Annotated in this window: 22 protein-coding genes; 17 read left to right on the top strand and 5 right to left on the bottom strand. The window is 62.6% G+C overall.

The genetic code is table 11. The annotated features are described in order from the left end of the window. Positions 1–28 precede the first annotated feature (28 nt). From NKH98_RS07435 to NKH98_RS07425, 3 genes are all read left to right on the top strand, one after another. The gene (locus tag NKH98_RS07435; protein ID WP_352897414.1) at positions 29–394 is read left to right on the top strand and encodes an endonuclease domain-containing protein; all 366 of its coding nucleotides are present in this window, start codon (positions 29–31) and stop codon (positions 392–394) included. A gap of 89 nt (positions 395–483) precedes the next feature. Further along, entirely contained in the window at positions 484–1935 is a 1452-nt protein-coding gene (hydA, locus tag NKH98_RS07430) for a dihydropyrimidinase (RefSeq protein WP_352897412.1), read from the top strand. Positions 1936–1937: 2 nt separating this feature from the next. Beyond that, a complete protein-coding gene (locus tag NKH98_RS07425; protein ID WP_352897410.1) occupies positions 1938–2306 on the top strand; it encodes a hypothetical protein in 369 nt (122 codons plus the stop codon). 35 nt (positions 2307–2341) lie between these two features. Here NKH98_RS07425 and NKH98_RS07420 read toward each other — a convergent pair whose 3' ends face one another. Next, the gene (locus NKH98_RS07420) at positions 2342–2746 is read right to left on the bottom strand and encodes a cupin domain-containing protein (protein ID WP_254819033.1); all 405 of its coding nucleotides are present in this window, start codon (positions 2744–2746) and stop codon (positions 2342–2344) included. Between the two features lie 161 nt (positions 2747–2907). On the opposite strand from NKH98_RS07420, the gene NKH98_RS07415 reads away from it, so the two are divergent. The 5 genes from NKH98_RS07415 to NKH98_RS07395 all read left to right on the top strand — a co-directional run bounded on the left by NKH98_RS07415 (position 2908) and on the right by NKH98_RS07395 (position 7799). Then, positions 2908–3699 (top strand): ABC transporter ATP-binding protein, encoded by a 792-nt coding sequence (locus NKH98_RS07415; RefSeq protein WP_352897408.1) that lies wholly within the window; start codon positions 2908–2910, stop codon positions 3697–3699. 476 nt (positions 3700–4175) lie between these two features. Continuing rightward, the gene (locus NKH98_RS07410; protein WP_352897407.1) at positions 4176–5054 is read left to right on the top strand and encodes an ABC transporter permease; all 879 of its coding nucleotides are present in this window, start codon (positions 4176–4178) and stop codon (positions 5052–5054) included. After that, the gene (locus NKH98_RS07405; protein WP_352897406.1) at positions 5051–6187 is read left to right on the top strand and encodes an ABC transporter permease; all 1137 of its coding nucleotides are present in this window, start codon (positions 5051–5053) and stop codon (positions 6185–6187) included. Before NKH98_RS07410 ends, NKH98_RS07405 begins: the two co-directional genes overlap by 4 nt. A gap of 40 nt (positions 6188–6227) precedes the next feature. Next, positions 6228–7199: an ABC transporter substrate-binding protein gene (locus tag NKH98_RS07400; protein WP_254819029.1), complete on the top strand. Its 972-nt coding sequence runs from the start codon at positions 6228–6230 to the stop codon at positions 7197–7199. A gap of 147 nt (positions 7200–7346) precedes the next feature. Continuing rightward, complete coding sequence (locus NKH98_RS07395; protein WP_254819028.1) at positions 7347–7799, top strand: CHRD domain-containing protein; 453 nt, start codon at positions 7347–7349, stop codon at positions 7797–7799. A gap of 68 nt (positions 7800–7867) precedes the next feature. On the opposite strand, the gene NKH98_RS07390 is transcribed toward NKH98_RS07395, so the two are convergent. From NKH98_RS07390 to NKH98_RS07380, 3 genes are all read right to left on the bottom strand, one after another. Next, on the bottom strand, positions 7868–9517 hold the full coding sequence (locus tag NKH98_RS07390) for a thiamine pyrophosphate-binding protein (protein ID WP_352897404.1): 1650 nt from the start codon (positions 9515–9517) through the stop codon (positions 7868–7870). Next, the gene (locus NKH98_RS07385; RefSeq protein WP_352897402.1) at positions 9514–10689 is read right to left on the bottom strand and encodes a CaiB/BaiF CoA transferase family protein; all 1176 of its coding nucleotides are present in this window, start codon (positions 10687–10689) and stop codon (positions 9514–9516) included. Before NKH98_RS07385 ends, NKH98_RS07390 begins: the two co-directional genes overlap by 4 nt. A 78-nt stretch (positions 10690–10767) precedes the next feature. Then, entirely contained in the window at positions 10768–11703 is a 936-nt protein-coding gene (locus NKH98_RS07380) for an alpha/beta fold hydrolase (protein WP_352897400.1), read from the bottom strand. Positions 11704–11968: 265 nt separating this feature from the next. Between NKH98_RS07380 and NKH98_RS07375 the strand changes: the two genes are divergently transcribed. The 4 genes from NKH98_RS07375 to NKH98_RS07360 all read left to right on the top strand — a co-directional run bounded on the left by NKH98_RS07375 (position 11969) and on the right by NKH98_RS07360 (position 15023). Beyond that, positions 11969–12754 carry an alpha/beta fold hydrolase gene (locus NKH98_RS07375; protein ID WP_352897398.1) on the top strand — a complete coding sequence of 262 codons (786 nt, stop codon included), beginning with the start codon at positions 11969–11971 and terminating at the stop codon, positions 12752–12754. Beyond that, positions 12751–13200: a MarR family winged helix-turn-helix transcriptional regulator gene (locus NKH98_RS07370; protein ID WP_352799476.1), complete on the top strand. Its 450-nt coding sequence runs from the start codon at positions 12751–12753 to the stop codon at positions 13198–13200. Before NKH98_RS07375 ends, NKH98_RS07370 begins: the two co-directional genes overlap by 4 nt. 119 nt (positions 13201–13319) lie before the next feature. Continuing rightward, complete coding sequence (locus tag NKH98_RS07365) at positions 13320–14333, top strand: ribonuclease T2 family protein (protein ID WP_352897396.1); 1014 nt, start codon at positions 13320–13322, stop codon at positions 14331–14333. A 75-nt stretch (positions 14334–14408) separates the two neighbouring features. Continuing rightward, positions 14409–15023, top strand: a complete 615-nt coding sequence (locus tag NKH98_RS07360) for a hypothetical protein (RefSeq protein ID WP_352897394.1) — start codon at positions 14409–14411, stop codon at positions 15021–15023. A 27-nt stretch (positions 15024–15050) separates the two neighbouring features. Here NKH98_RS07360 and NKH98_RS07355 read toward each other — a convergent pair whose 3' ends face one another. Beyond that, positions 15051–16346, bottom strand: coding sequence for a GGDEF domain-containing protein (locus tag NKH98_RS07355; protein ID WP_352897393.1), 1296 nt, complete (start codon positions 16344–16346; stop codon positions 15051–15053). 241 nt (positions 16347–16587) lie between these two features. On the opposite strand from NKH98_RS07355, the gene ettA reads away from it, so the two are divergent. The 5 genes from ettA (at position 16588) to NKH98_RS07330 (ending at position 20838) form a co-directional block, all read left to right on the top strand. Beyond that, positions 16588–18237, top strand: a complete 1650-nt coding sequence (ettA, locus tag NKH98_RS07350; RefSeq protein WP_254819019.1) for an energy-dependent translational throttle protein EttA — start codon at positions 16588–16590, stop codon at positions 18235–18237. 59 nt (positions 18238–18296) lie between these two features. Then, positions 18297–18533, top strand: coding sequence for a type II toxin-antitoxin system RelB family antitoxin (gene relB, locus NKH98_RS07345; protein ID WP_352897391.1), 237 nt, complete (start codon positions 18297–18299; stop codon positions 18531–18533). A gap of 2 nt (positions 18534–18535) precedes the next feature. Then, entirely contained in the window at positions 18536–18799 is a 264-nt protein-coding gene (locus tag NKH98_RS07340) for a type II toxin-antitoxin system RelE family toxin (RefSeq protein WP_352897389.1), read from the top strand. Further along, positions 18796–19587: a trans-aconitate 2-methyltransferase gene (tam, locus tag NKH98_RS07335; protein ID WP_352897387.1), complete on the top strand. Its 792-nt coding sequence runs from the start codon at positions 18796–18798 to the stop codon at positions 19585–19587. The genes NKH98_RS07340 and tam overlap by 4 nt, the downstream gene beginning before the upstream one ends. A 129-nt stretch (positions 19588–19716) precedes the next feature. Further along, the gene (locus NKH98_RS07330; protein WP_352897386.1) at positions 19717–20838 is read left to right on the top strand and encodes a beta-ketoacyl-ACP synthase III; all 1122 of its coding nucleotides are present in this window, start codon (positions 19717–19719) and stop codon (positions 20836–20838) included. Positions 20839–20908: the final 70 nt, after the last annotated feature.

Below are 20908 nucleotides of genomic sequence, written 5' to 3'. Positions count from 1 at the left end.
GAAGAGATTGAGGGTGGGGGTACTCGTTTTGGCACCGACCGGTATCGACCCCGCCGCCATCAAACGTGCCAGGGCATTACGCCGAAACATGACGGATGGCGAACGCAAGCTCTGGTCGGAATTGAAAGAGTTCCGTCATCTCTACGGCCTGCATGCTAGGAAGCAGGCGCCGATCGGGCCTTACATTGCGGACTTCGTTCTGCATGAGAAGAACCTCGTCATCGAAGTAGACGGAGACCATCACTTCACGCCGGAGCAAATGGACAAGGATCGGATACGCGATGCATGGTTTGGCCGGCAGGGCTATCGTGTGCTGCGGTTTTCGACCGGAGATCTGGCGGAATCTTTCGACGGGTGTATCGAAGAGATACTGCGGGAAGTTGGAGTCATGTAGAGGCCATTTACAGCCCCGTTGGTCCTGACCCCACCTGTAACACCAACAAGACGCTCACAAGAAGCGCGAGAGAACAAGGGAACAAGAAAATGACCAAAGTCATCCGAAACGGCACCATCGTCACAGCCGACCGCATCTGGAAGGCCGATGTGCTGATGCAGCACGGCAAGATCGTCGCCATCGGTTCCAATCTTCACGGCGACCATGAGTTCGACGCCAGCGGCTGCTATGTGATGCCGGGCGGCATCGACCCGCATACCCATCTCGAAATGCCGTTCATGGGCACCTATTCGGCCGATGACTTCGAATCCGGCACCCGCGCGGCCCTTGCAGGCGGCACGACGATGGTCGTCGATTTCTGCCTGCCATCGCCGCAGCAATCGCTGCTCGAGGCCCTGCAGATGTGGGACAACAAGACCTCGAAGGCGTCCTGCGATTATTCCTTCCACATGGCGATCACCTGGTGGGGCAAGCAGGTGTTCGACGAAATGGCCACCGTCGTCGACAGGGGCATTACCTCGTTCAAGCATTTCATGGCCTACAAGGGCGCGCTGATGGTCGACGACGACGAGCTCTATTCGTCGTTCCAGCGCTGCGCCGATCTTGGCGCGCTGCCGCTGGTCCATGCCGAGAATGGCGACGTGGTGGCCGCCCTGTCGCAGAAGCTGCTGGCGGCGGGCAACAACGGCCCGGAGGGGCACGCCTATTCGCGCCCGCCGGAAGTGGAAGGCGAGGCGACCAACCGCGCCATCATGATCGCCGACATGGCTGGCGTGCCGCTGTATGTCGTGCATGTCTCCTGCGAGCAGGCGCACGAGGCCATCCGCCGCGCGCGGCAGAAAGGCATGCGGGTGTTCGGCGAGCCGCTGATCCAGCATCTTACGCTGGACGAGAGCGAGTATTTCAACAAGGACTGGGACCATGCGGCGCGCCGTGTCATGAGCCCGCCCTTCCGCAACAAATGGCACCAGGATTCGCTGTGGGCCGGCCTGCAGGCCGGGTCGCTGCAAGTGGTGGCGACCGACCATTGTGCCTTCACCACCAAACAGAAGCGCAACGGCGTCGGCGACTTCACCAAGATTCCGAATGGCACCGGCGGGCTCGAGGATCGTTTGCCGGTACTGTGGACGACCGGCGTCAACACCGGCCGGCTGACGATGAACGAGTTCGTCGCGGTGACCTCGACCAACATCGCCAAGATACTCAACATGTACCCGAAGAAGGGCGCCATCGTCGAAGGCGCGGACGCCGACATCCTCGTCTGGGACCCGAAGCGCAAGAAGAAGATCACGGCCAAGAAGCAGCAGTCGGTGATCGACTACAACGTCTTCGAAGGTTTCGAGGTGACCGGCCTGCCGCGCTTCGTCTTTTCGCGCGGCGAACTGTCCATCGAGGAAAACGAGGTGAAGGCAAAGCCCGGCCATGGCGAGTTCGTCGCTCGTGAGCCGAACGCGGCGGTCAACCGGGCACTGTCGACCTGGAAGGAGATTTCCGCGCCGCGCAAGGTGGAACGTACAGGCATCCCGGCGACGGGCGTTTGAGCTTGGCGAGCCACGGTGCGATTATCTCACTGGCCGCGGTGATCCTTGCCGCCCGGCCGGCGGCGGCTGACGTCCTTGCCGGCTCCTATGGCAATGGGGTCGGTTGCGCTGGCGTACGGCTCGGTTATCAGGACAGCGACGATTATGTCGTGCTGACCGCCGACGGCGTCGAAACCTATGGCAGCGGCTGCGAGTTCGCACAGCGATTGACGACGATGCCTGGCACCCAGTTGTTGAACTCCACCTGTTTCGCCGAGGGCGAGGAGGGGACGACCACGGATGTCGTCAAGGTCGTCAACAAACGAGAGGACGGTTTCTTCGTGACCATCCCCGGCCTTGATGAGATAGGGCCGCTGAAATCATGTTCGTGACGGTGCCGATGACGGCCGCCGCCTCGATGCCGGCTTCAGGCGACCAACCCGTCCAGTGCCGGCAGCAGGACGACGCTTTCCTGTTCGTTGGGATCGGTGCGGGCAATGACCGCCGAGGCGGGGCTGTCGCTCAGATTGGCCGGCAGATGCGGCACGCCGGCCGGAATGTAGAAAAGATCGCCGGCCTTGACCACGATATGCTGTTCAAGCCGGTCGCCATACCAGGTATGGACTTCGCCGGAGAGCACATAGATCGCGGTTTCATGGTTTTCGTGCAAATGCGCCTTGGCGCGGGCACCCGGCGGCATGGTCAGCAGATGCATGCAGATGCCGGACGAGCCGACTGTTTCGGCGGCGATGCCGGCGAAATAACTCAGGCCCTGTTTGCCTTCATAAGAGCTTTCAGGGCGGATAAGATGGCACGTCGGTTTGGGCGACATCGGGGCAACTCCGGGCGTCTATCTGATGGGACAAGGGCGCGTCGAACTGGGGCGAGTAAAACTGGGGCGAGTAGGACTGGGCGAGTGGAAAGCAACATCGGGGTAAAATCAATGGGATTCCGGCCGGCGCCGCAGTGGCCGGAAGCGACAGGCTACGGCCGATGACGGGAGTATCGCCAGCCGTTGTTTCGGCAAGCAAGCTTGGCCTGACCTTCCAGACCAACGATGGTCCGGTGCAGGCGCTGTCTAATGTCGACCTGACCATCGGCAAGGGCGAATTTGTGTCCTTCATCGGGCCCTCCGGCTGCGGCAAGACAACCTTGCTGCGCGTGATCGCCGATCTGGAGAAGCCGACATCGGGAGCCATCTCCGTCAACGGCATGACGCCCGAGCAGGCGCGCCAGAGCCGCGCCTATGGCTATGTCTTTCAGGCGGCCGCACTTTATCCGTGGCGCACGATCGAGCGCAACGTAGCGCTGCCGCTGGAGATCATGGGCCTGTCCAGGGCGGAGCAGGCGGCGCGCATCAAGCGAACCCTCGACCTCGTCAACCTCAGCGGCTTCGAGACGAAATACCCCTGGCAGCTCTCGGGCGGGATGCAGCAGCGCGCCTCGATCGCGCGGGCGCTCGCCTTCGACGCCGACCTTTTGTTGATGGACGAGCCGTTCGGCGCGCTCGACGAGATCGTGCGCGATCACCTCAACGAACAGCTGCTGGAGCTTTGGGAACGAACCAACAAGACCATCTGCTTCGTCACGCATTCGATCCCCGAGGCGGTGTATCTGTCGACGCGCATCGTCGTCATGTCGCCGCGCCCGGGGTGTGTCAGCGACGTCATAGAATCGACGCTGCCGAAAAAGCGGCCGCTCGATATCCGCGAGACGCCGGAGTTCCTGGCCATCGCCGCACGGGTGCGGGACGGGCTGAGGGCGGGGCACAGCTATGATGATTGAGGCGGCGCGGAACGGGCTTGCGCGTTCGACACAGGAGGTGCATCGTCCTCGCGAGGGAGGCGCTAACCGTGCTGTCGTCATCCTAGGGCGGAGCTGCCGCGAAGCGGCGTGCGCAGACCCTAGGATCCATTCCGTGACGTCGGCCGAAACGCGCAAGCGGTCGAGAATAAGCGCCGGGCAAGCCACAGCAAGCGCCGTTCCTTCCAGAGAGGGAGCCATTTTCAGCACCGCTTCGGAGCGGGAAGATAACGGCATGGATCCTAGGGTCTGCGCCGCGTCGCTTCGCTCCTTGCTGCGCCCTAGGATGACGAAGGCGTGGTTGGGCGCTCCCTTTACACACGCTGCTTCGCGGCTGCTCCGCCCTAGGATGACGAAAGAAACGATTGCCGGGGCGAAAGTACCCGGCCTCCGCTTCGCTCCAGCCACCCTCTCCCCGTTGGGGAGAGGAGGGCGCTTACCCGGCGAGGCCTGCTAGAATGGACTCGTTTCGCGACAAGATCGTTCCGGTGACCTCGATCCTCCTGGGCGTTGTCGTCGTCTGGTACGTCATGGCTGTCATCCTCAACACGCCGTTCCAGCGCGATCTCGACCGCCGCGCCAATCAGACACCCGGCGTCGTCGAGTTCATCGGCAAGACGCTGGCGCAGCCGAAGCCGACGCTGCCGGCGCCGCATCAGGTGGCAGTGAATTTTTTCGAAAACACCTTTCTGCGCAGCATCACCTCGAACCGCAGCCTTGTCTACAACGCCTGGGTGACGCTGTCGTCGACGCTGCTCGGCTTTGCCTTCGGCACGGCGCTCGGCATCGTCATCGCCGTCGGCATCGTGCATGTGGCGACGCTCGACCGCAGCCTGATGCCGTGGATCATCGCGTCGCAGACCATTCCGATCCTGGCGGTGGCACCGATGATCATCGTTGTGCTGGCCGCTGTCGGAATCACCGGCCTGATCCCGAAGGCACTGATCTCGACCTATCTGTCGTTCTTCCCGGTGGCGGTCGGCATGGTGAAGGGGCTTCGCTCGCCCGAGCTTACCCATCTCGACCTGATGCACACCTATAATGCCAGTCCTTCGCAGACCTTCTGGAAATTGCGGGTGCCGGCCTCGGTGCCGTTCCTGTTCACCTCGATGAAGGTGGCGGTGGCCGCCAGCCTGGTCGGCGCCATCGTCGGCGAGCTGCCGACCGGCGCCGTCGCCGGCATCGGCGCCAAACTGCTCGCCGGCGCCTATTACAGCCAGACCATCGACATCTGGTCGGCGCTGGTCGCCGGGTCGGTGGTGGCGGCGCTGCTGGTTATGCTGGTCGGCATTGCCGGGCGCCTTGTCGACCGCGCCATGGGCGGGAGGCCGGCATGAGCTCCATCCTGAGCCTTTCCTCAATCACGCCTCGATCCTGGCAGGGGTATGCCGCGCTTGTCCTGTTTGTCGGCGCGCTGCTTGTTTTGCCGCTCGTCAGTGCTACGCCCGGTTATGGCATAGCGACTACGGTTTCGATTTTCATTCTGCTGCTCGTGGCAATCGAGGCCGACAACTTTCCACCGATGATCGGGGTGGTGTTGCTGTTCCTTGGCGCGCATGGCGCGGCGTGGATGCTGCTCGCCGGCATAACCGGCAATGAGGGCAGCGCTCGCGCATCCTTCTATCTGCTGCTCGCCGCGGCATGGTTTTTGGCCTGGCGCTGCGTAACGGTCTTGTCGTCGTTTCGCCCGATATCGCGCTGGGCGTCAACCGCCCTGCGCCTGATCATTCCGGCCATCTTCGGCGCCTGGATCCTGATCATCTGGGAAGCGGTGACGCGTGGTGCCGGCATTCCCTTCATCCTGTTGCCGCCGCCAAGCGCCATCGGTGCCCGCATCGTCGGCTCGCTGCCGGTGCTGGCGGCCGATGTCAGGCAGACCATCTTCAAGGCGGTCATCTTCGGCTATGTAGTGGGGAGCAGCGCCGGCTTCCTCGTTGCCATCGCCGCCGACCGCGTGCCGTTCCTGCGGCGCGGGCTTTTGCCGATCGGCAATATGGTATCGGCGCTGCCGATCATCGGCGTCGCGCCGATCATGGTCATGTGGTTCGGCTTCGACTGGCAGTCGAAGGCAGCGGTGGTCATCATCATGACCTTCTTCCCGATGCTGGTGAACACCGTCGCCGGGCTTGCCGCCTCCGGCCATATGGAGCGCGACCTGATGCGCACCTATGCCTCGAGCTATTGGCAGACGCTGTTCAAGCTGCGGCTGCCGGCGGCCGCGCCCTTCATCTTCAATGCGTTGAAGATCAATTCGACGCTAGCGCTGATCGGCGCCATCGTCGCCGAGTTCTTCGGCACCCCGGTGGTCGGCATGGGGTTCCGCATTTCGACGGAAGTCGGGCGGATGAACATCGACATGGTGTGGGCCGAAATCGCAGTTGCAGCACTTGCGGGTTCGGTCTTTTATGGCGTGGTCGCTTTTTTCGAGAGAGCAATCACGTTTTGGCATCCCTCTGTCCGTGGTGGATAGGGGCGGTGGGTTTAGGGCGCTAACTTCAGAGGGTAAAAACATGAAAAGACTAGTTGTTTCGATGCTGGCCGGCGCGATGTCGCTTGCCGCGTTCCAGGCGATGGCCGCAGACAAGGTGACACTGCAGCTGAAATGGGTCACGCAGGCACAGTTCGCCGGCTATTATGTCGCCAAGGACAAGGGCTTCTATGAGGCCGAAGGCCTCGACGTCGAGATCAAGCCCGGCGGTCCCGATATTGCGCCGGAGCAGGTCATCGCCGGCGGCGGTGCCGACGTCATCGTCGACTGGATGGGCGGCGCGCTGGCTGCCCGCGAAAAGGGCGTGCCGCTGGTCAACATCGCCCAGCCGTTCAAGAAAGCCGGTATGGAGCTGGTTTGCCCGAAGGACGGGCCGGTCAAGACAGAAGCCGACTTCAAGGGCCACACGCTCGGCGTCTGGTTCTTCGGCAACGAGTATCCGTTCTATGCCTGGATGAACAAGCTTGGCCTCAAGACCGATGGCGGGCCGGACGGCGTCACCGTGCTCAAGCAGAGCTTTGACGTGCAGCCGCTGATCCAGAAGCAGGCGGATTGCATTTCGGTGATGACCTATAACGAGTACTGGCAGCTCATCGACGCCGGCTACAAGCCGGAAGAGCTGACCGTCTTCAACTATTCCGCCATGGGCAACGATCTGCTCGAAGACGGGCTCTATGCCCTGGAGGACAAGCTTAAGGATCCGGCCTTCGAGGACAAGATGGTGCGTTTCGTGCGCGCTTCGATGAAGGGTTGGAAATACGCCGTCGACAATTCCGACGAGGCGGCCGGCATCGTCATGGACAATGGCGGCCAGGACGAGAATCACCAGAAACGCATGATGGGCGAAGTCGCCAAGCTGATCGACAATGCCGATGGCAAGCTCGATCCGGCGACCTACGAGCGCACCGCCAAGGCGCTGCTCGACCAGAAGATCATCAGCAAGGAGCCTACCGGCGCCTACACGACGGCGATTACCGACAAGGCCATCAAATAGGGCTGTCAAACTGGGTTGTAGCGGAAAAGGGGCGGGCGACCGCCCCTTTTTAGTGGGATGTAAAATGAACGTTACCGGCGGAAACATCCGCTCGCAAAATCGTTGTGCCGGTGCATCCGCCTCAAGGGTGTCACAACGGAGGTTTCCATGCGCATCCAGTCCTTCACGCCGATGCTTTCGGCGCTGGCCATTTCTGCAGCCATCTTCTCTGCTTCACCGGCCCTGGCCGAAACCATAAAGATGACGGCGACGCTCGATGGTGCTCAGCAGAGCCCACCCGTCACAACGAAGGGCAAGGGCACCGCCACGCTCAGGTTCAACACCACAACCAAGAAACTCAGCTGGACAGTGAGATATTCCGGCCTCAGCGGGCCGGCGAAGGCCGCACACATTCACGGTCCGGCGGCAAAGGGCGAAAACGCCGACCCGGTGATACCGTTCGAAGGCAAGCTGAGGAGCCCGATCAAGGGCTCGGCGACGTTGACCGATGCCCAGGCGACCGACCTGGAGGCGGGCAAGTACTACGTCAACATCCACACCGCGGCCCACGCGGATGGCGAGATCCGCGGGCAGATAGAAAAGGCGCCGTCGACGATGTAGCGCAGCGATCATAGCGCTGCATCAACCTGTTGAAGTTTGGGAAGGGATTCGACCTATCCCGTTGGCGCTCAGGCCCTGTCCCGTATCTGGGTCATGGTCCGCGTCGGCGTGATTGCCTCGGGATCGAGCCTGATCTCGACGATCGACGGTTTGCCGCTGGCGCGGGCGCGTTCGAAGGCCGGCGCGAAGTCGGCGGTCTTCTCGACTGTTTCGCCATGACCACCATAGGCACGCGCGAGCGCCGCGAAGTCGGGATTCTTCAAATCCGTGGCGACGACACGGCCGGGATATTCGCGCTCCTGGTGCATGCGGATCGTGCCGTAGATGCCGTTGTTGACGACAATGACGACGATCGGCAGTGCGTATTGCACGGCGGTGGCGAATTCCTGTCCATTCATCAGGAAACAACCGTCACCGGCAAAGGCGATCACGTCGCGATCCGGATAGAGCTGCTTGGCGGCGACCGCCGCCGGCGTCCCGTAGCCCATCGAGCCGGATGTGGGTGCTGCCTGCGTGCCGAAACGCCGGAAGCGATGGTAACGATGCACCCAGGTGGCGTAGTTGCCGGCGCCGTTGGTGAGGATGGCGTCGTCCGGCAGTATCGTTTCGAGATAATTCATGATCGGCCCCATCTGGACGGCGCCGGGGCCGCTCTCGGGAGGCGTTGACCAGTCGAGATAGGCGACGTGCAGCTTCGCTGCCTCAGCCGCCCACACCGGCGTTGCAGCCGGCTTGCGTCGGGCAAAGGCTTCGACGAAAGCGGCAGGCGAGGCATTGATCGCCAGCGCCGGCCGGTAGACGCGGCCGAGCTCGCCGGCGTCGGCATGGACATGGACCAGCGTCTGGTCGGGGTAGGGGCTCTTCAGCAGCGTGTAGTCGGATGACGGCATCTCGCCCATACGGCCGCCGATGAGCAGCACAAGGTCGGCCTGCTTGATGGCGGTTGCTACCTTGGGGTTGATGCCGATGCCGACATCGCCGGCATAGTTCGGGTGGAGATGGTCGAACAGCATCTGGCGGCGGAAGGAGCAGCCGACCGGCAGCGACCAGGCTTCGGCTATCGTCCGCATCTGGGCAACAGCCTGCGCATCCCAGCGCGTACCGCCAAGGATGACGAAGGGCCGCTTTGCCTTGTTGAGCAACACCTCCAGCGCGTCGAGCTCGACTTCGCCGGGCCGCGTCTCGACAGGGGTGTAATGCCGGGCTTGCGGTGCCTCGGCGAGGCTGGTCAGCATGTCCTCGGGCAGCGAGATGACGACCGGGCCGGGCCGGCCGGAGGTCGCCACCGAAAAGGCCCGCGTGACGAATTCGGGGATGCGTGCGGCGTCGTCGATCTCGACCACCCATTTGGCGATATCACCGAAGAACCTGACGTAGTCGACTTCCTGAAAAGCCTCGCGCCCCTTGGCGTGGCTGGCGACCTGGCCAATGAACAGGATCAGGGGGACCGAATCCTGCATCGCGATGTGGATGCCGGCCGAGGCATTGGTGGCGCCTGGGCCGCGGGTGACGAAGCAGATGCCGGGCTTGCCGGTCAGGCGGCCGTGGCAGTCGGCCATCATCGCGGCACCGCCCTCCTGGCGGCAGACGATGGTGCGGATCGGCGAGTCGTGCAGCGCGTCGAGCACCGCCAGATAGGATTCGCCGGGCACGCAATAGATACGGTCCGTTCCGTTGGCTTCGAGCGCATCGACGATGAGTTGTCCGCCGGTCTTCATTTTCCTGACCTCTCCAGTTCGGCAAGGATTTCTTCGGTGTGTTCGCCGAGACGCGGTGACGGACGTTCATAGACCAGCGGCGTGCCGGACATGACCATCGGCGCCCGCACCGAGGGCAAGAGATTGCCATGGCCGTCATCGAGGTCGAGCCGCATGCCGCGCGCTATGGTCTGCGGGTCGGCAAACATCTGGCCGATGTTATTGATCGGGCTGGCCGGCACGCCGGCGGCTTCGAGCCTGGCCAGCAGCGGATCGCGATCGAAGGCCTTCAGCGCCTCTATCATGTGCTCGCGCAGCTTTGCCCGGTTGGCGACGCGGGCGGGATTGGTGGCGAAGTCAGGATTCGACGCCAGCTCGTCGAGGCCGACGGCAGCGCAGAACTTTGCGAACTGGCCGTCATTGCCGACCGCCAGGATAATGTGGCCATCTTTCACCGGCACCACTTCGTAGGGCGCGATGTTCATATGCGCATTGCCCATCTGCACCGGCGACTGTCCGGAGACGAGGTAGTTGAGGTTCTGGTTGCCGAGCGTCGAGATCTGGGTGTCGTAGAGCGCCATGTCGATATGCTGGCCTTCGCTGGTCTTCTCGGCATGGCGAAGCGCCGCCTGGATGGCGATGACCGAATAAAGCCCGGTGAAAACATCCGATATAGCGACGCCCGCCTTTTGCGGTTCGCGCCCGGCTTCGCCGGTGATCGACATCATGCCGGCCATGCCCTGGATGATGAAATCATAGCCGGCGCGCGGCGCGTACGGCCCCGACTGGCCAAAACCGGTGATCGAGCAATAGATCAGCCGTGGGTTGATTTTCCTCAGGCTGTCATAATCGAGGCCGTATTTCTTCAGTCCGCCGACCTTGAAGTTTTCGATCAGCACATCCGATGTCGCGACCAGCCGGCGCACCGTCTCGGCACCCTCGGGCGTCGAGAAGTCAATAGCGATGGAGCGCTTGCCGCGGTTGCAGGAATGGTAATAAGCGGCTGAAAGGTTCTCGCCGTCATGGCCGATGACGAAGGGCGGTCCCCATTTGCGGGTGTCGTCGCCGCCGTCCGGGCTCTCGACCTTGATCACGTCGGCGCCGAGGTCGGCAAGCAGCTGCCCGGCCCATGGCCCGGCAAGGATGCGTGCGAGTTCGATGACGCGGATGCCTTTGAGCGGCGGCTCAGTCATGGATCACCATGGTTGGTCGAAAGCGCAGCCTCTATCAATCCCGCGCGCCGCTGTCACGGCCCTTGCAATGGGCCAGTATCACTGTGCCCTCAGCACGCGGTCGGCCCAGGCGGCAAAATCCTCCATGATGACGTCTCGGTTGATCTCGTTCAGGCTTTCATGGCGGGTTTTGGCGTAAACCTTTGAAACGAGATTCGAAAAACCCATCATGTGCATCCGGCCGGCAAGATGGCTGACCGCCTTGCCGCCGTCCGAGGCCGGATCTTGCTCGCCTCCGACCAGATTGACGAACAGGTCGCGCCGCACGCCGGAAAAATTGCGGTCGCTGCCGCAATGCAGCGTCATCTTGACGATGTCCTGCCACATCGACACCGATGCGTCCCAGCCGCAGAGCGGATCGGCGATGTATTTCTCGACTTCAACGGCATCGTGCGACAGCCAGTCGAATGGCGTCCGGCGATCGGGCACTGCCTTGCCCCAGGCCCGGAACGTCAGCCGGGGCAGCATGCGCGACGGCACGTCTGAGCCAAGCCGGAACCTTTCCCAGGCAAGCATGCCCAGCGCGATGTAGCCAAGCAATCCGGCCGAGAAATTGCCGTTCCAGATCGCGGCGGCATGGATGCGTGGCGAGTGGCGGAGGACAAAGTTCAGCGCGACCGACGCGCCCAAGGAGTGACCGAAGACGATGACCGGCAGGCCAGGTTGTTCCCTGGCGATGAGATCATGGACGGCGGCGACATCGGCGATGACCTTGGCACCGCCATCCGCATCGGCGAACCTGCCCGGTGGCGCATCGGGCGCCTTGGTGACGCCGTGGCCACGGTGGTCGTGCGCGTAGACCTGGTAGCCGCGCTCGCCGAGGAAATCGGCGAAGCGGGCATAGCGCGCCGCGTGCTCGGCCAGCCCGTGATTGATCTGGACAATGGCGTGCGGTTGGCCAGTGGCGTGTTTCACATAAAGGTTGAGCTCGGCGCCGGTCGGCGATGCCAGCATCCTCTGCTTGTCAAATGGCATGTCTCGCTCCCGTCGGCGACAGTTGGGCGACGCGGCGATCGACGTCAAGAGACGTAGGCACCCATTCGACGGTAATTGACAGGATGCTGTCAATGTGATTACATGACAGCATACTGTCAAATTGTCAGCGGCAGATTGCGGGTATGACTGTGAAAACCACCGGGGCCATTTCGCGGCGTGCAATCTTGCTGGCAGGCTTCGCCTTCACGACGGCCACCCTGTTGTCAGGATTGCTGCGTTCAGTCAGGAAACCAGGGAGATGACCATGATGACGTCCACTGTTCCAGGCCCGCAAGGCCAGCTTGCCACTTATAGGATCAAGGCCGGCAATGGCCTGCCGATCATGTTCCTGCATGGAGATTGCAGCCGCGCTTCCCACTGGGACCGCGTGATGCAGCTCTCCGTCCAAGGCCGTGTTGCGGTAGCCTTCGATTTTCGCGGTCATGGCGCCTCCGCGCCGGCGCAGGACGGTGACTACGGTTATGACGGTCGTGCAATGGATGTCGGTGCCGTGGCCGACGCGTTTGGCCTGAAGCGGTTTCTCATTGTCGCGCACAGCGGCGGCGGTGGCGTGGCGCTCGCTTATGCCGCCAGCCATGCCGACCGGGTCGCCGGTGTCTTGCTCGTCGACCCGGCGACCGATCCTCGTGCGCTGCCGCAGGCGATTCGTGACGGCTTTGTCCGCGATCTGGCCGGTCCGCAAGGCCGTGATGTCCTGAACGCCTATTACACGTCGATTGCCGGCCCTAACGCAGCTGTTCGCCAGCGTGTTCTGGCCGATGCGGCAGTGGTCGATCCGGCCGCGAGGGCAGGTGTCGGCAAGGCACTGGCCGAATGGAACCCGGAGCCGGCACTCGATGCGTATCGCGGGCCTATGTTGGTATTGGCTACCGAAGCCAGTGAAACTCCAGCCGCGCTCTACCGGCTGCGCACGCACATTCCGCACCAGATCGTGGCGGGCAGCGGCCATTGGGTGATGCTTGACAAGCCCGAGGTCGTAGCCAAAGCCGTTAATAATTTCGTCGCGACCATCGAGGCCGGCCAGAAATGACGACCAGGACCGAAGCGGCAAATGTGCTCACCGAACTGGTGCTTGCCGTGTTCAGGATGAACGGCCGTTTTCTGGATGCGGCCGACCGGCTGGCCGCTCCAACCGGGCTGACGGCAGCGCGCTGGCAGGTTTTGGGTGCAGTTTTGAAGGAGCCGAAATCTGTGGCCGACATCGCCCGCGACATGGGTCTCGCCCGTCAGAGTGTACAGCGGCTGGCCGACATACTGGCTGCGGAGGGGCTTGCCGCCTACGCCGACAACCCGGCGCATCGCCGCGCCAAGCTGTTGTCGATAACCGATGCCGGCCGGGCAGCGGTCAAGAATATCGGCACACGCCAGCATGTTTGGGCGAACCGCATTTCGGAGGGTATGGACGCCGACGCGCTGAAAGCCTCGCTTGATCTGCTGCGCACCCTGACGGAACGGGTGGAGGCGGGCGGATCCTGATCGACCACGCGGGAGCCTCTCAATGCGCTGGCGATTGTTTTTACGGCCGGCGAAAGAAATCGTAATTCTGACATGTCGCAAGTTTCTAGCTTGCGGCGTGAATCACGAGGAGTGCCGGAATGCGGATTTGGGCGATATGGGGGGCGGTGTTTCTTGCGTTTGCTGGCGCAAGCGCGGCGCGGGCCGATGTGAAGATGACCGGCTCTTTCGTCGCCGATGCCGCCTGTCCGGCAACGCAGGCGATCAAGAGCGCCAAGAATCCCGGCAATGTCTCGACCGCGGCTGGTCAGAGTTATGATCTGCTGGCCGGCAACAAGGACGCGCCTACTCACTATCTCATTCGCGTGCCGGGCGCCGATCCGGAGCGCCGCTGGGTCAAGATCAGCTGCGGTCACGTTTCGGGCGGCAGCGCGTCGACGATGCCGGCTGCACCGGCGCCTGCCGAGCCGAACAAGCCATCGGCGTCCGGAAAGCCGGAATATGTCTTCGCGCTGAGCTGGCAGCCGGCTTTCTGCGAGACAAAATCCAGCAAGACCGAATGCCGGGCGCAGACCGCCGCCGGTTTCGATGCGACCCACTTCACCTTGCATGGATTGTGGCCGCAGCCGAATGGAAATTTCTATTGTCAGGTCGCGGCAAGCGACAAGGAGAATGACGATCCGGCGCACTGGCGGGATTTGCCGCCGGTCACCCTTGACCCGAAAACGCGATCGGAACTCGACCAGGTGATGCCGGGCACCGCGTCCGCACTCGAAAGGCACGAGTGGATCAAGCACGGCACCTGCTACGGCAAGAGCCAGCAGGAGTATTTCTCCGACGCCTTGAAACTGATGCGCGCGGTGAACGCTTCGCCAGTGCGCGATCTCTTCATCAAGAACATCGGCAAGCAACTGACATCCGATCAGATCCGCAGCACCTTCGACGTTACCTTCGGCAAAGGCGCGGGCGACCGGGTCCGCGTTTCCTGCGTGGTCGATCCCTCGAACGGCAGGCGGCTGATCGGCGAGCTGACGCTCGGCCTGACCGGCCCGATCGCTTCCAACGCTTCGCTCGGTGCGCTGCTGCTTGCCTCGGCGCCGACAGCCAAGGCCGGCTGCCCGAAGGGCGCGGTCGATGCCGTCGGGTTCCAGTAAACAGGCCGTACGCGACTGTCGCTTTGCACCGGGGATGGTATGATCCCGGGGGGGTATCATTCGCAGGGGGTGGCGATGAGTGGCGTGACGAGCGGCGCGCTGGCGCGGTTGGCGTTCTGGGCCAAGGGCATGACGGCGATCCGCGACGGCCATATGGAGTGGCCGGGCTTTTCCTACACCGAAGTGGAGTGGGCGCGCATGACCACGCTCGCCAAACCCGTCGGCGGCGGCACGTACCAATTGTTCACGCTGGTCAACGCGGCGATCTTCATCGCCATCGCCGCGCTGGGGATATTCTGTGTCTTCCTGCCGCTGGCGGCGCTGCTGTTCCCGCTACCGGCCGAAACCAGTGCGCTCAAGTTTTCGCTTCTCCTCGCGGCATGCGCCTTCCTGATCATCGGCATCGGCCTGCCTATCTCGCTGCGTCTTTCGACAGCGCTGGTGGCGCCGAAGTCGCTACATGCCGCGCTTGTCGCCGTGCCCGGCGATCAGGCGCTTGCGGTAAAAGTGTCATGGCAGATCAACCGGATCACGCTCGTGCTCTGCGGCCTGCTGGTACCGGGCATTCTTCTGTTCATTGCCTACGACATCGAAGCCGGCCCGATTATTACCGCGTTGAAGTGGCTGGCGATCGCGCTGATGGCGGTTTCGGTTGCGATCGGCGCATGGCGGCGGCGCAAACAATCCTGATTGAGCCAATCGCAGGCCTGGGTAGTGTTACGCGCCGGCGCTGCGCTCCGGCCTGGTCCATGTGTTGCGGGCGTCTGCTTCGTTGCCGCCCGGTTCGCCGACAACGCGATCGCGTCCCGTGGATTTGGCCTTGTAGAGACGCTGGTCGGCCAGCGCGAAGAGATCGGCAAGGCAACGGGTCGTCTCGCTGACCGTCGAGATGCCGGCGCTGACGGTAATGTCGAACCGGCTGGTGCTCGCGGAAGTCTTGACCGCTTGCCTGACGGTTTCGCCCAGCAGCCTGGCGAGCGGCTGCGGACGCCAGCCGAGGATGGCGAATTCCTCGCCGCCGATTCTGAACAATTGATCGTCGGTCCCGACAAGTTCGCCAAGCAAAATTGCCAGGGCTTTCAGCACCCTGTCGCCCTCGGCGTGGCCGAAGCGGTCGTTGATCGATTTGAAGTGGTCGACATCGATGATCAGCAGGCTGAGCGGCCTGGCGGTCCGCAGGCTGGTTGCCACAGCGGCCTCGCCGTCGCTGTCGAAGCGCCCCCTGTGCAGCAGGCCGGTGAGGCCGTCGCGACCGACATGCTCGACCAGCGCCTCATAGCGCTCGCGATAGGTCAGCGTGTCGAAAATGTCGGAAAGCCCGCGCGGCGCCGGCACCTGCCGCGCCTCGAACCACCTGATATAGGCGACCAGCATGGTGCTGTAGACAAAGGCCGCTGCCATCTTGGCGAACCAGCCGCCGAAAAACACGGCGACTGGCGCACCGGTGACGAAATGCAGCGCCGTGAAAAAACCTGCCTGGTCGAAGGTGAGCACGCAGGCGACGGAGACCAGGATGCGGGTGAAAAGCGCCTTGCGCAGATATTTGCCGAGCTTTTCATAGAGCAGGATGATCAGGATGGCGTCGACGAACAGCAGCGTCGTGCCCCACACCATCAGCCAGCCCATCTCGTCGATGAAGCCGATGTCGGGAAGCTTGCCGTCGGGCAGCGGTGCGATGTCATGCACGCGCAGGATCAGCACGAGCCCGATCATCAGGGCATTGCCGAGCAGCAGGCCGTAAATCGGCTGCCGGACAGTTGCCGCGTCCTCCTTGATGTAGAGCAGGAGCAGCATGACCAGCTTGCCGGAAAACAGCACGGCCGAACCTGGCGATGCCATGCCGAACGGCAGCGCGACGTAGAAGACGCTGGCGAGATAGGTTTCCAGGAAATGCATGACGCCAAGGGCGCAAACAAAGACGCCGAGGCCGATACGGCCCCTGAACCGGAAAAGCGTGACCATGATGCCGAAATAGAGAACCGCTTCGGCAAAAAGCAGGAAACTGTTCAACACGGCCCGATCTCTCTCCCCGAAATCGCGGCTGCCAGCGATTTCCCATCCAATATTGTTTGACGCGGAATGGTTAACCGGAGCTTTCGCCTGGGTGCCGGCATGAAATGAAGCGTCTAAGCGTTTGTGGGTGCGACCAAATCCGCTTGGGGCCAAAACTGTTTGCCGTTCGGGGCCGCATCGCTTACATAGCCCCCAACTTCCATTCAATCCGACATCAGTCGACTTTTCAGGGAAAGCGCGCGTGGCACGCCAGTTCATCTATCACATGGCCGGCCTCAACAAGGCCTACGGCACCAAGAAGGTGCTCGAGAACATCCATCTGTCCTTCTACCCGGACGCCAAGATCGGCATCCTCGGCCCCAACGGCGCCGGCAAGTCGACGATCCTCAAGATCATGGCCGGCATCGATAAGGAGTGGAGCGGTGAGGCCTGGCTGGCCGAGGGTGCTACCGTCGGTTACCTGGCGCAGGAGCCGGCACTCGATCCGAACAAGAACGTGTTCGAAAACGTCATGGAAGGCGTCGCGGCCAAGACCGCCATCATCGAGCGCTACAACGAATTGATGATGAACTATTCCGACGAGACGGCGGACGAGTCGGCCAAGCTGCAGGACGAGATGGATCGGCTCAACCTCTGGGATCTCGAACAGCAGGTCGAGATGGCGATGGAGGCGCTCGGCTGTCCGCCCAAGGAGGCCGATGTCACCAAGTTGTCGGGCGGCGAGCGCCGCCGTGTCGCGCTCTGCCAGCTCTTGCTGCGCCAGCCCGATTTGCTGCTGCTCGACGAGCCGACCAACCATCTCGACGCCGAGACGACGGCGTGGCTGGAAAAGCATCTGCGTGCCTATCCGGGCGCGGTGATGATCATCACCCACGACCGCTACTTCCTCGACAACGTCACCGGCTGGATCCTCGAGCTCGATCGCGGCCGCGGTATCCCGTACGAAGGCAACTACACCAAATACCTCGAAGCCAAGGCCAAGCGGCTCAAGCAGGAAGGCCGCGAGGACGATGCGCGCCAGCGGGCGATCGGCCGCGAGCGCGAGTGGATCCAGTCCAGCCCGAAAGCCCGGCAGACCAAGTCGAAGGCCCGTATCCAGGCCTTCCAGGATCTGCTGGATGCAGCCGACAAACGGCGTCCGAGCGACACGCAGATTGTCATTCCGCATGGCGAGCGGCTCGGCAATGTGGTGATCGAGGTCGAGGGCCTGTCGAAGGGCTTTGGCGACACGCTTTTGATTGACGACCTCGAATTCAAGCTACCGCCGGGCGGCATCGTCGGCGTCATCGGCCCAAACGGTGCCGGCAAGACGACGCTGTTCCGCATGATCACCGGCCAGGAAAAGCCGGACGCCGGCACCATTCGCGTCGGCGAGACGGTCAAGCTCGGTTATGTCGACCAGAGCCGCGACGCGCTCGACCCGACCAAGACCGTCTGGGAAGAAATCTCGGGCGGCGCCGAAGTGGTCAAGCTCGGCAAGTTCGAGGCCAACACCCGCGCCTATTGTGCGTCGTTCAACTTTCGAGGCGGCGATCAGCAGCAGAAGGTCGGCAACCTGTCCGGCGGCCAGCGCAACCGCGTGCATCTGGCCAAGATGCTGAAGACCGGCGGCAATGTGCTGCTGCTCGACGAACCGACCAACGATCTCGATACCGAAACGCTTGCCGCACTCGAAGACGCGCTAGAAAACTTCGCCGGCTGCGCCGTCATCATCTCGCACGATCGCATGTTCCTCGATCGTCTGGCGACGCACATCCTCGCCTTCGAGGGCGACAGCCATGTCGAATGGTTCGAAGGCAATTTCGAGGATTACGAGCAGGACAAGATCCGCCGCCTCGGCCCGGACGCCGTCAACCCGCACAGGATGACGTATAAGCGGCTGACGCGGTAGGGAACGGATTGGTTGCAAGCGTCCCAGGCTGCTCGTAGAATTACAGGAAGGAGACAGACATGCTTAATGTGGAGCTTCCTACCGCGCTGGAAAAACGCCTCGAGATCGTCGCAAGGAAAACTGGCCGGACAAAACACGACGTAGTCGTTGAGGCCATTGCCGAGCAAATTCAGGATTTGGAGGACGGACTAATCGCCCTCGAGCGCCTTAACGATGGTGAAGGTGAATGGCTTTCTCTGGCCGAAGTTAAGGAACGACTGGGATTGGACGATGCAAGCGACCGCAGTGACGGCTGATCGTGTGGACAATTCGTGTCGAGAAGCGTGCACTGAAGGAGATCTCCAGATTGCAAAGGTCCGATCAGCGTCGGATTGTGGACTTCCTGGAAAACAGGCTCGCCCCGCGCGATAATCCACGCGAACTTGGCGAAGCGCTAACAGGACCGCTGGCAGGTCTCTGGAAATATCGTGTGGGCTCATTCCGAATTCTGACAAGGATCGATGATAGCGCCGTCGCAATTTGGGTGGTTCAAGTTGGCGACCGTCGCGAGGTCTATCGATGACCCCAGTCGCGAAGGTGAGACCCGACTGGTCCGCCGCCCTCTACCTGAAATTCGAGGATGAGCGCACGCGGCCGGCGCGCGATCTCGTTGCGCAGGTGCCGGTGCCAGAACCGCGCCAGGTGGTCGACATTGGCTGCGGACCGGGCAATTCGACCGAATTGCTGGTCGAGCGCTGGCCGCAGGCGCAAATCAGCGGCTTCGATACCTCGCCCAACATGATCGAGAAGGCCAAGGCGCGCCTGCCCGGCGTCAGCTTTGCGGTGGCGGATGCGGCGGCGTGGCAGCCGACCGAACCCGTCGACGTGATCTTCGCTAACGCGGTGTTCCAGTGGCTGCCGGAGCATCCGGCAGTCTTCCAGCGGCTGATGGGATTTTTGGCGCCCGGCGGCGCGCTTGCCGTGCAGATGCCGGACAACATGGCTGAGCCCTCGCACCGGCTGATGCGCGAGACCGCGGCCGAGATGCCGTTCACCGAAAAGCTCGAGCGCGCGGCTCGCGCGCCGCTGCCGCCGGTCTCGTTCTATTACGACCTTCTGTCGCCGTTCTCGGACCGGCTCGATATCTGGCACACCATATACAACCATCCGCTGGCCAATGCCGAGGCGATCGTCGAATGGGTGAAGTCGACGGGGCTGAAGCCGTTCCTCGATCCGCTCGACGAAGACGAGCGGCAGCTTTTCCTGAGGCGCTACACGGCCAGGATCAGCGAAGCCTATCCGAAAACGGCAAGCGGCAAGGTGTTGCTGCGCTTTCCCCGTCTCTTCATCGTGGCGCGGCGCGCTGCTTAGGAACTTTTAGACCGTTTCCAGGGACTTGATTTAAGCCGGCATAAACTGGCTAGGTGCAAAAGAGGTTGCGCCGAGCTTTTTGCGGCGCCGACATGAAGCCGCAACGCCTGCGCACGGGACGAACTGAAAATGCATCGCGTCATCATCAGCGGCATCGGCGTTGAAATCCCCGAGGCTTCGATCACCAATGAGGAACTCGTCGCCAGCTTCAACAGCTGGGTGGACATCGAGAACGTCCGCCGCGAGATGTCCGGCGAGCCGCTGCTGCAGAAATCGGACAGTGCCTTCATCGTCCATGCCTCGGGCGTCCAGACCCGCCATGTCATCGAACGGGAGGGCATCCTCGACCCGACCCGCATGGCGCCGCGCTTCCCGGCGCGGCCCGACGATGCGCTGTCGCTGGAGGCCGAGTTCGGCATCGCCTCGGCCAGCAAGGCGCTCGATCATGCGGGGCTGAAGCCAGGGGATATCGACCTGGTGATCTGCTCGGCCTCGCACCATCAGCGGCCCTATCCGGCGATCGCCATCGAGATGCAGCAGGCGCTGGGGACGAAGGGCGCCGGTTTCGACATGGGGCTTGGCTGCTCGTCGGCCGCGGCCGCGTTGCACATCGCCGTCAACCTGGTGCGGGCAGGGGCGCACAAACGCGTGCTGGTGTCGACGCCGGAGATCATCACCGGCCATCTCAATTTTCGCGACCGGCAGACGCATTTCATCTTTGGCGACGCTTCCGTGTCGATGGTCGTCGAAGGGCTCGCCCAGGGCGAGAAGCGGCCGGGCCGATTCGAGGTGCTGGATACGCGTACCTGGACGCAGATGTCGAACAGCATCCGCACCAATCTCGGCTATTATACCCGCGCCACCCAGGACGATCCGTACATGATCGATCTGGAAGGCAATCTGATCAAGCAGATCGGCAACAAGGTGTTCAAGGAAGTCACCGTTGCCGGCCACAAATTCATCGTCGAGTTCCTAGCCGAGCACGGGCTGACGCCGCAAGCGATCCGGCGTTTCTGGCTGCATCAGGCCAATGCGCGGATGAACGCCATGATCCTGAAACTATCCTTCGGTCATGAGGTCGACCATGACCGCGCGCCGATGGTGCTGGAGCGCCTCGGCAACACCGCCGCCGCCGGCGCCATCATCGCCCTGTCGGAGAACCATGCCGACATGAAGGCCGGCGACTATGGCCTGCTCTGCGCGTTCGGCGCCGGCTACTCGATCGGCGGCGCGCTGTTGCGCATGCTCTGACTATTTCGGCGCGGACGGCACCGCATCGGAGCGCGCCTGGCAAATCGCATCAGTCCGCTTGATCGGAGCA

It is taken from the genome of Mesorhizobium sp. M0833, from assembly GCF_040319905.1.
In the GTDB taxonomy this organism is placed as follows: domain Bacteria; phylum Pseudomonadota; class Alphaproteobacteria; order Rhizobiales; family Rhizobiaceae; genus Mesorhizobium.
The sequence above is the reverse complement of the archived record's forward strand: the minus strand, read 5'-3'. Positions and strand labels throughout refer to the sequence as shown.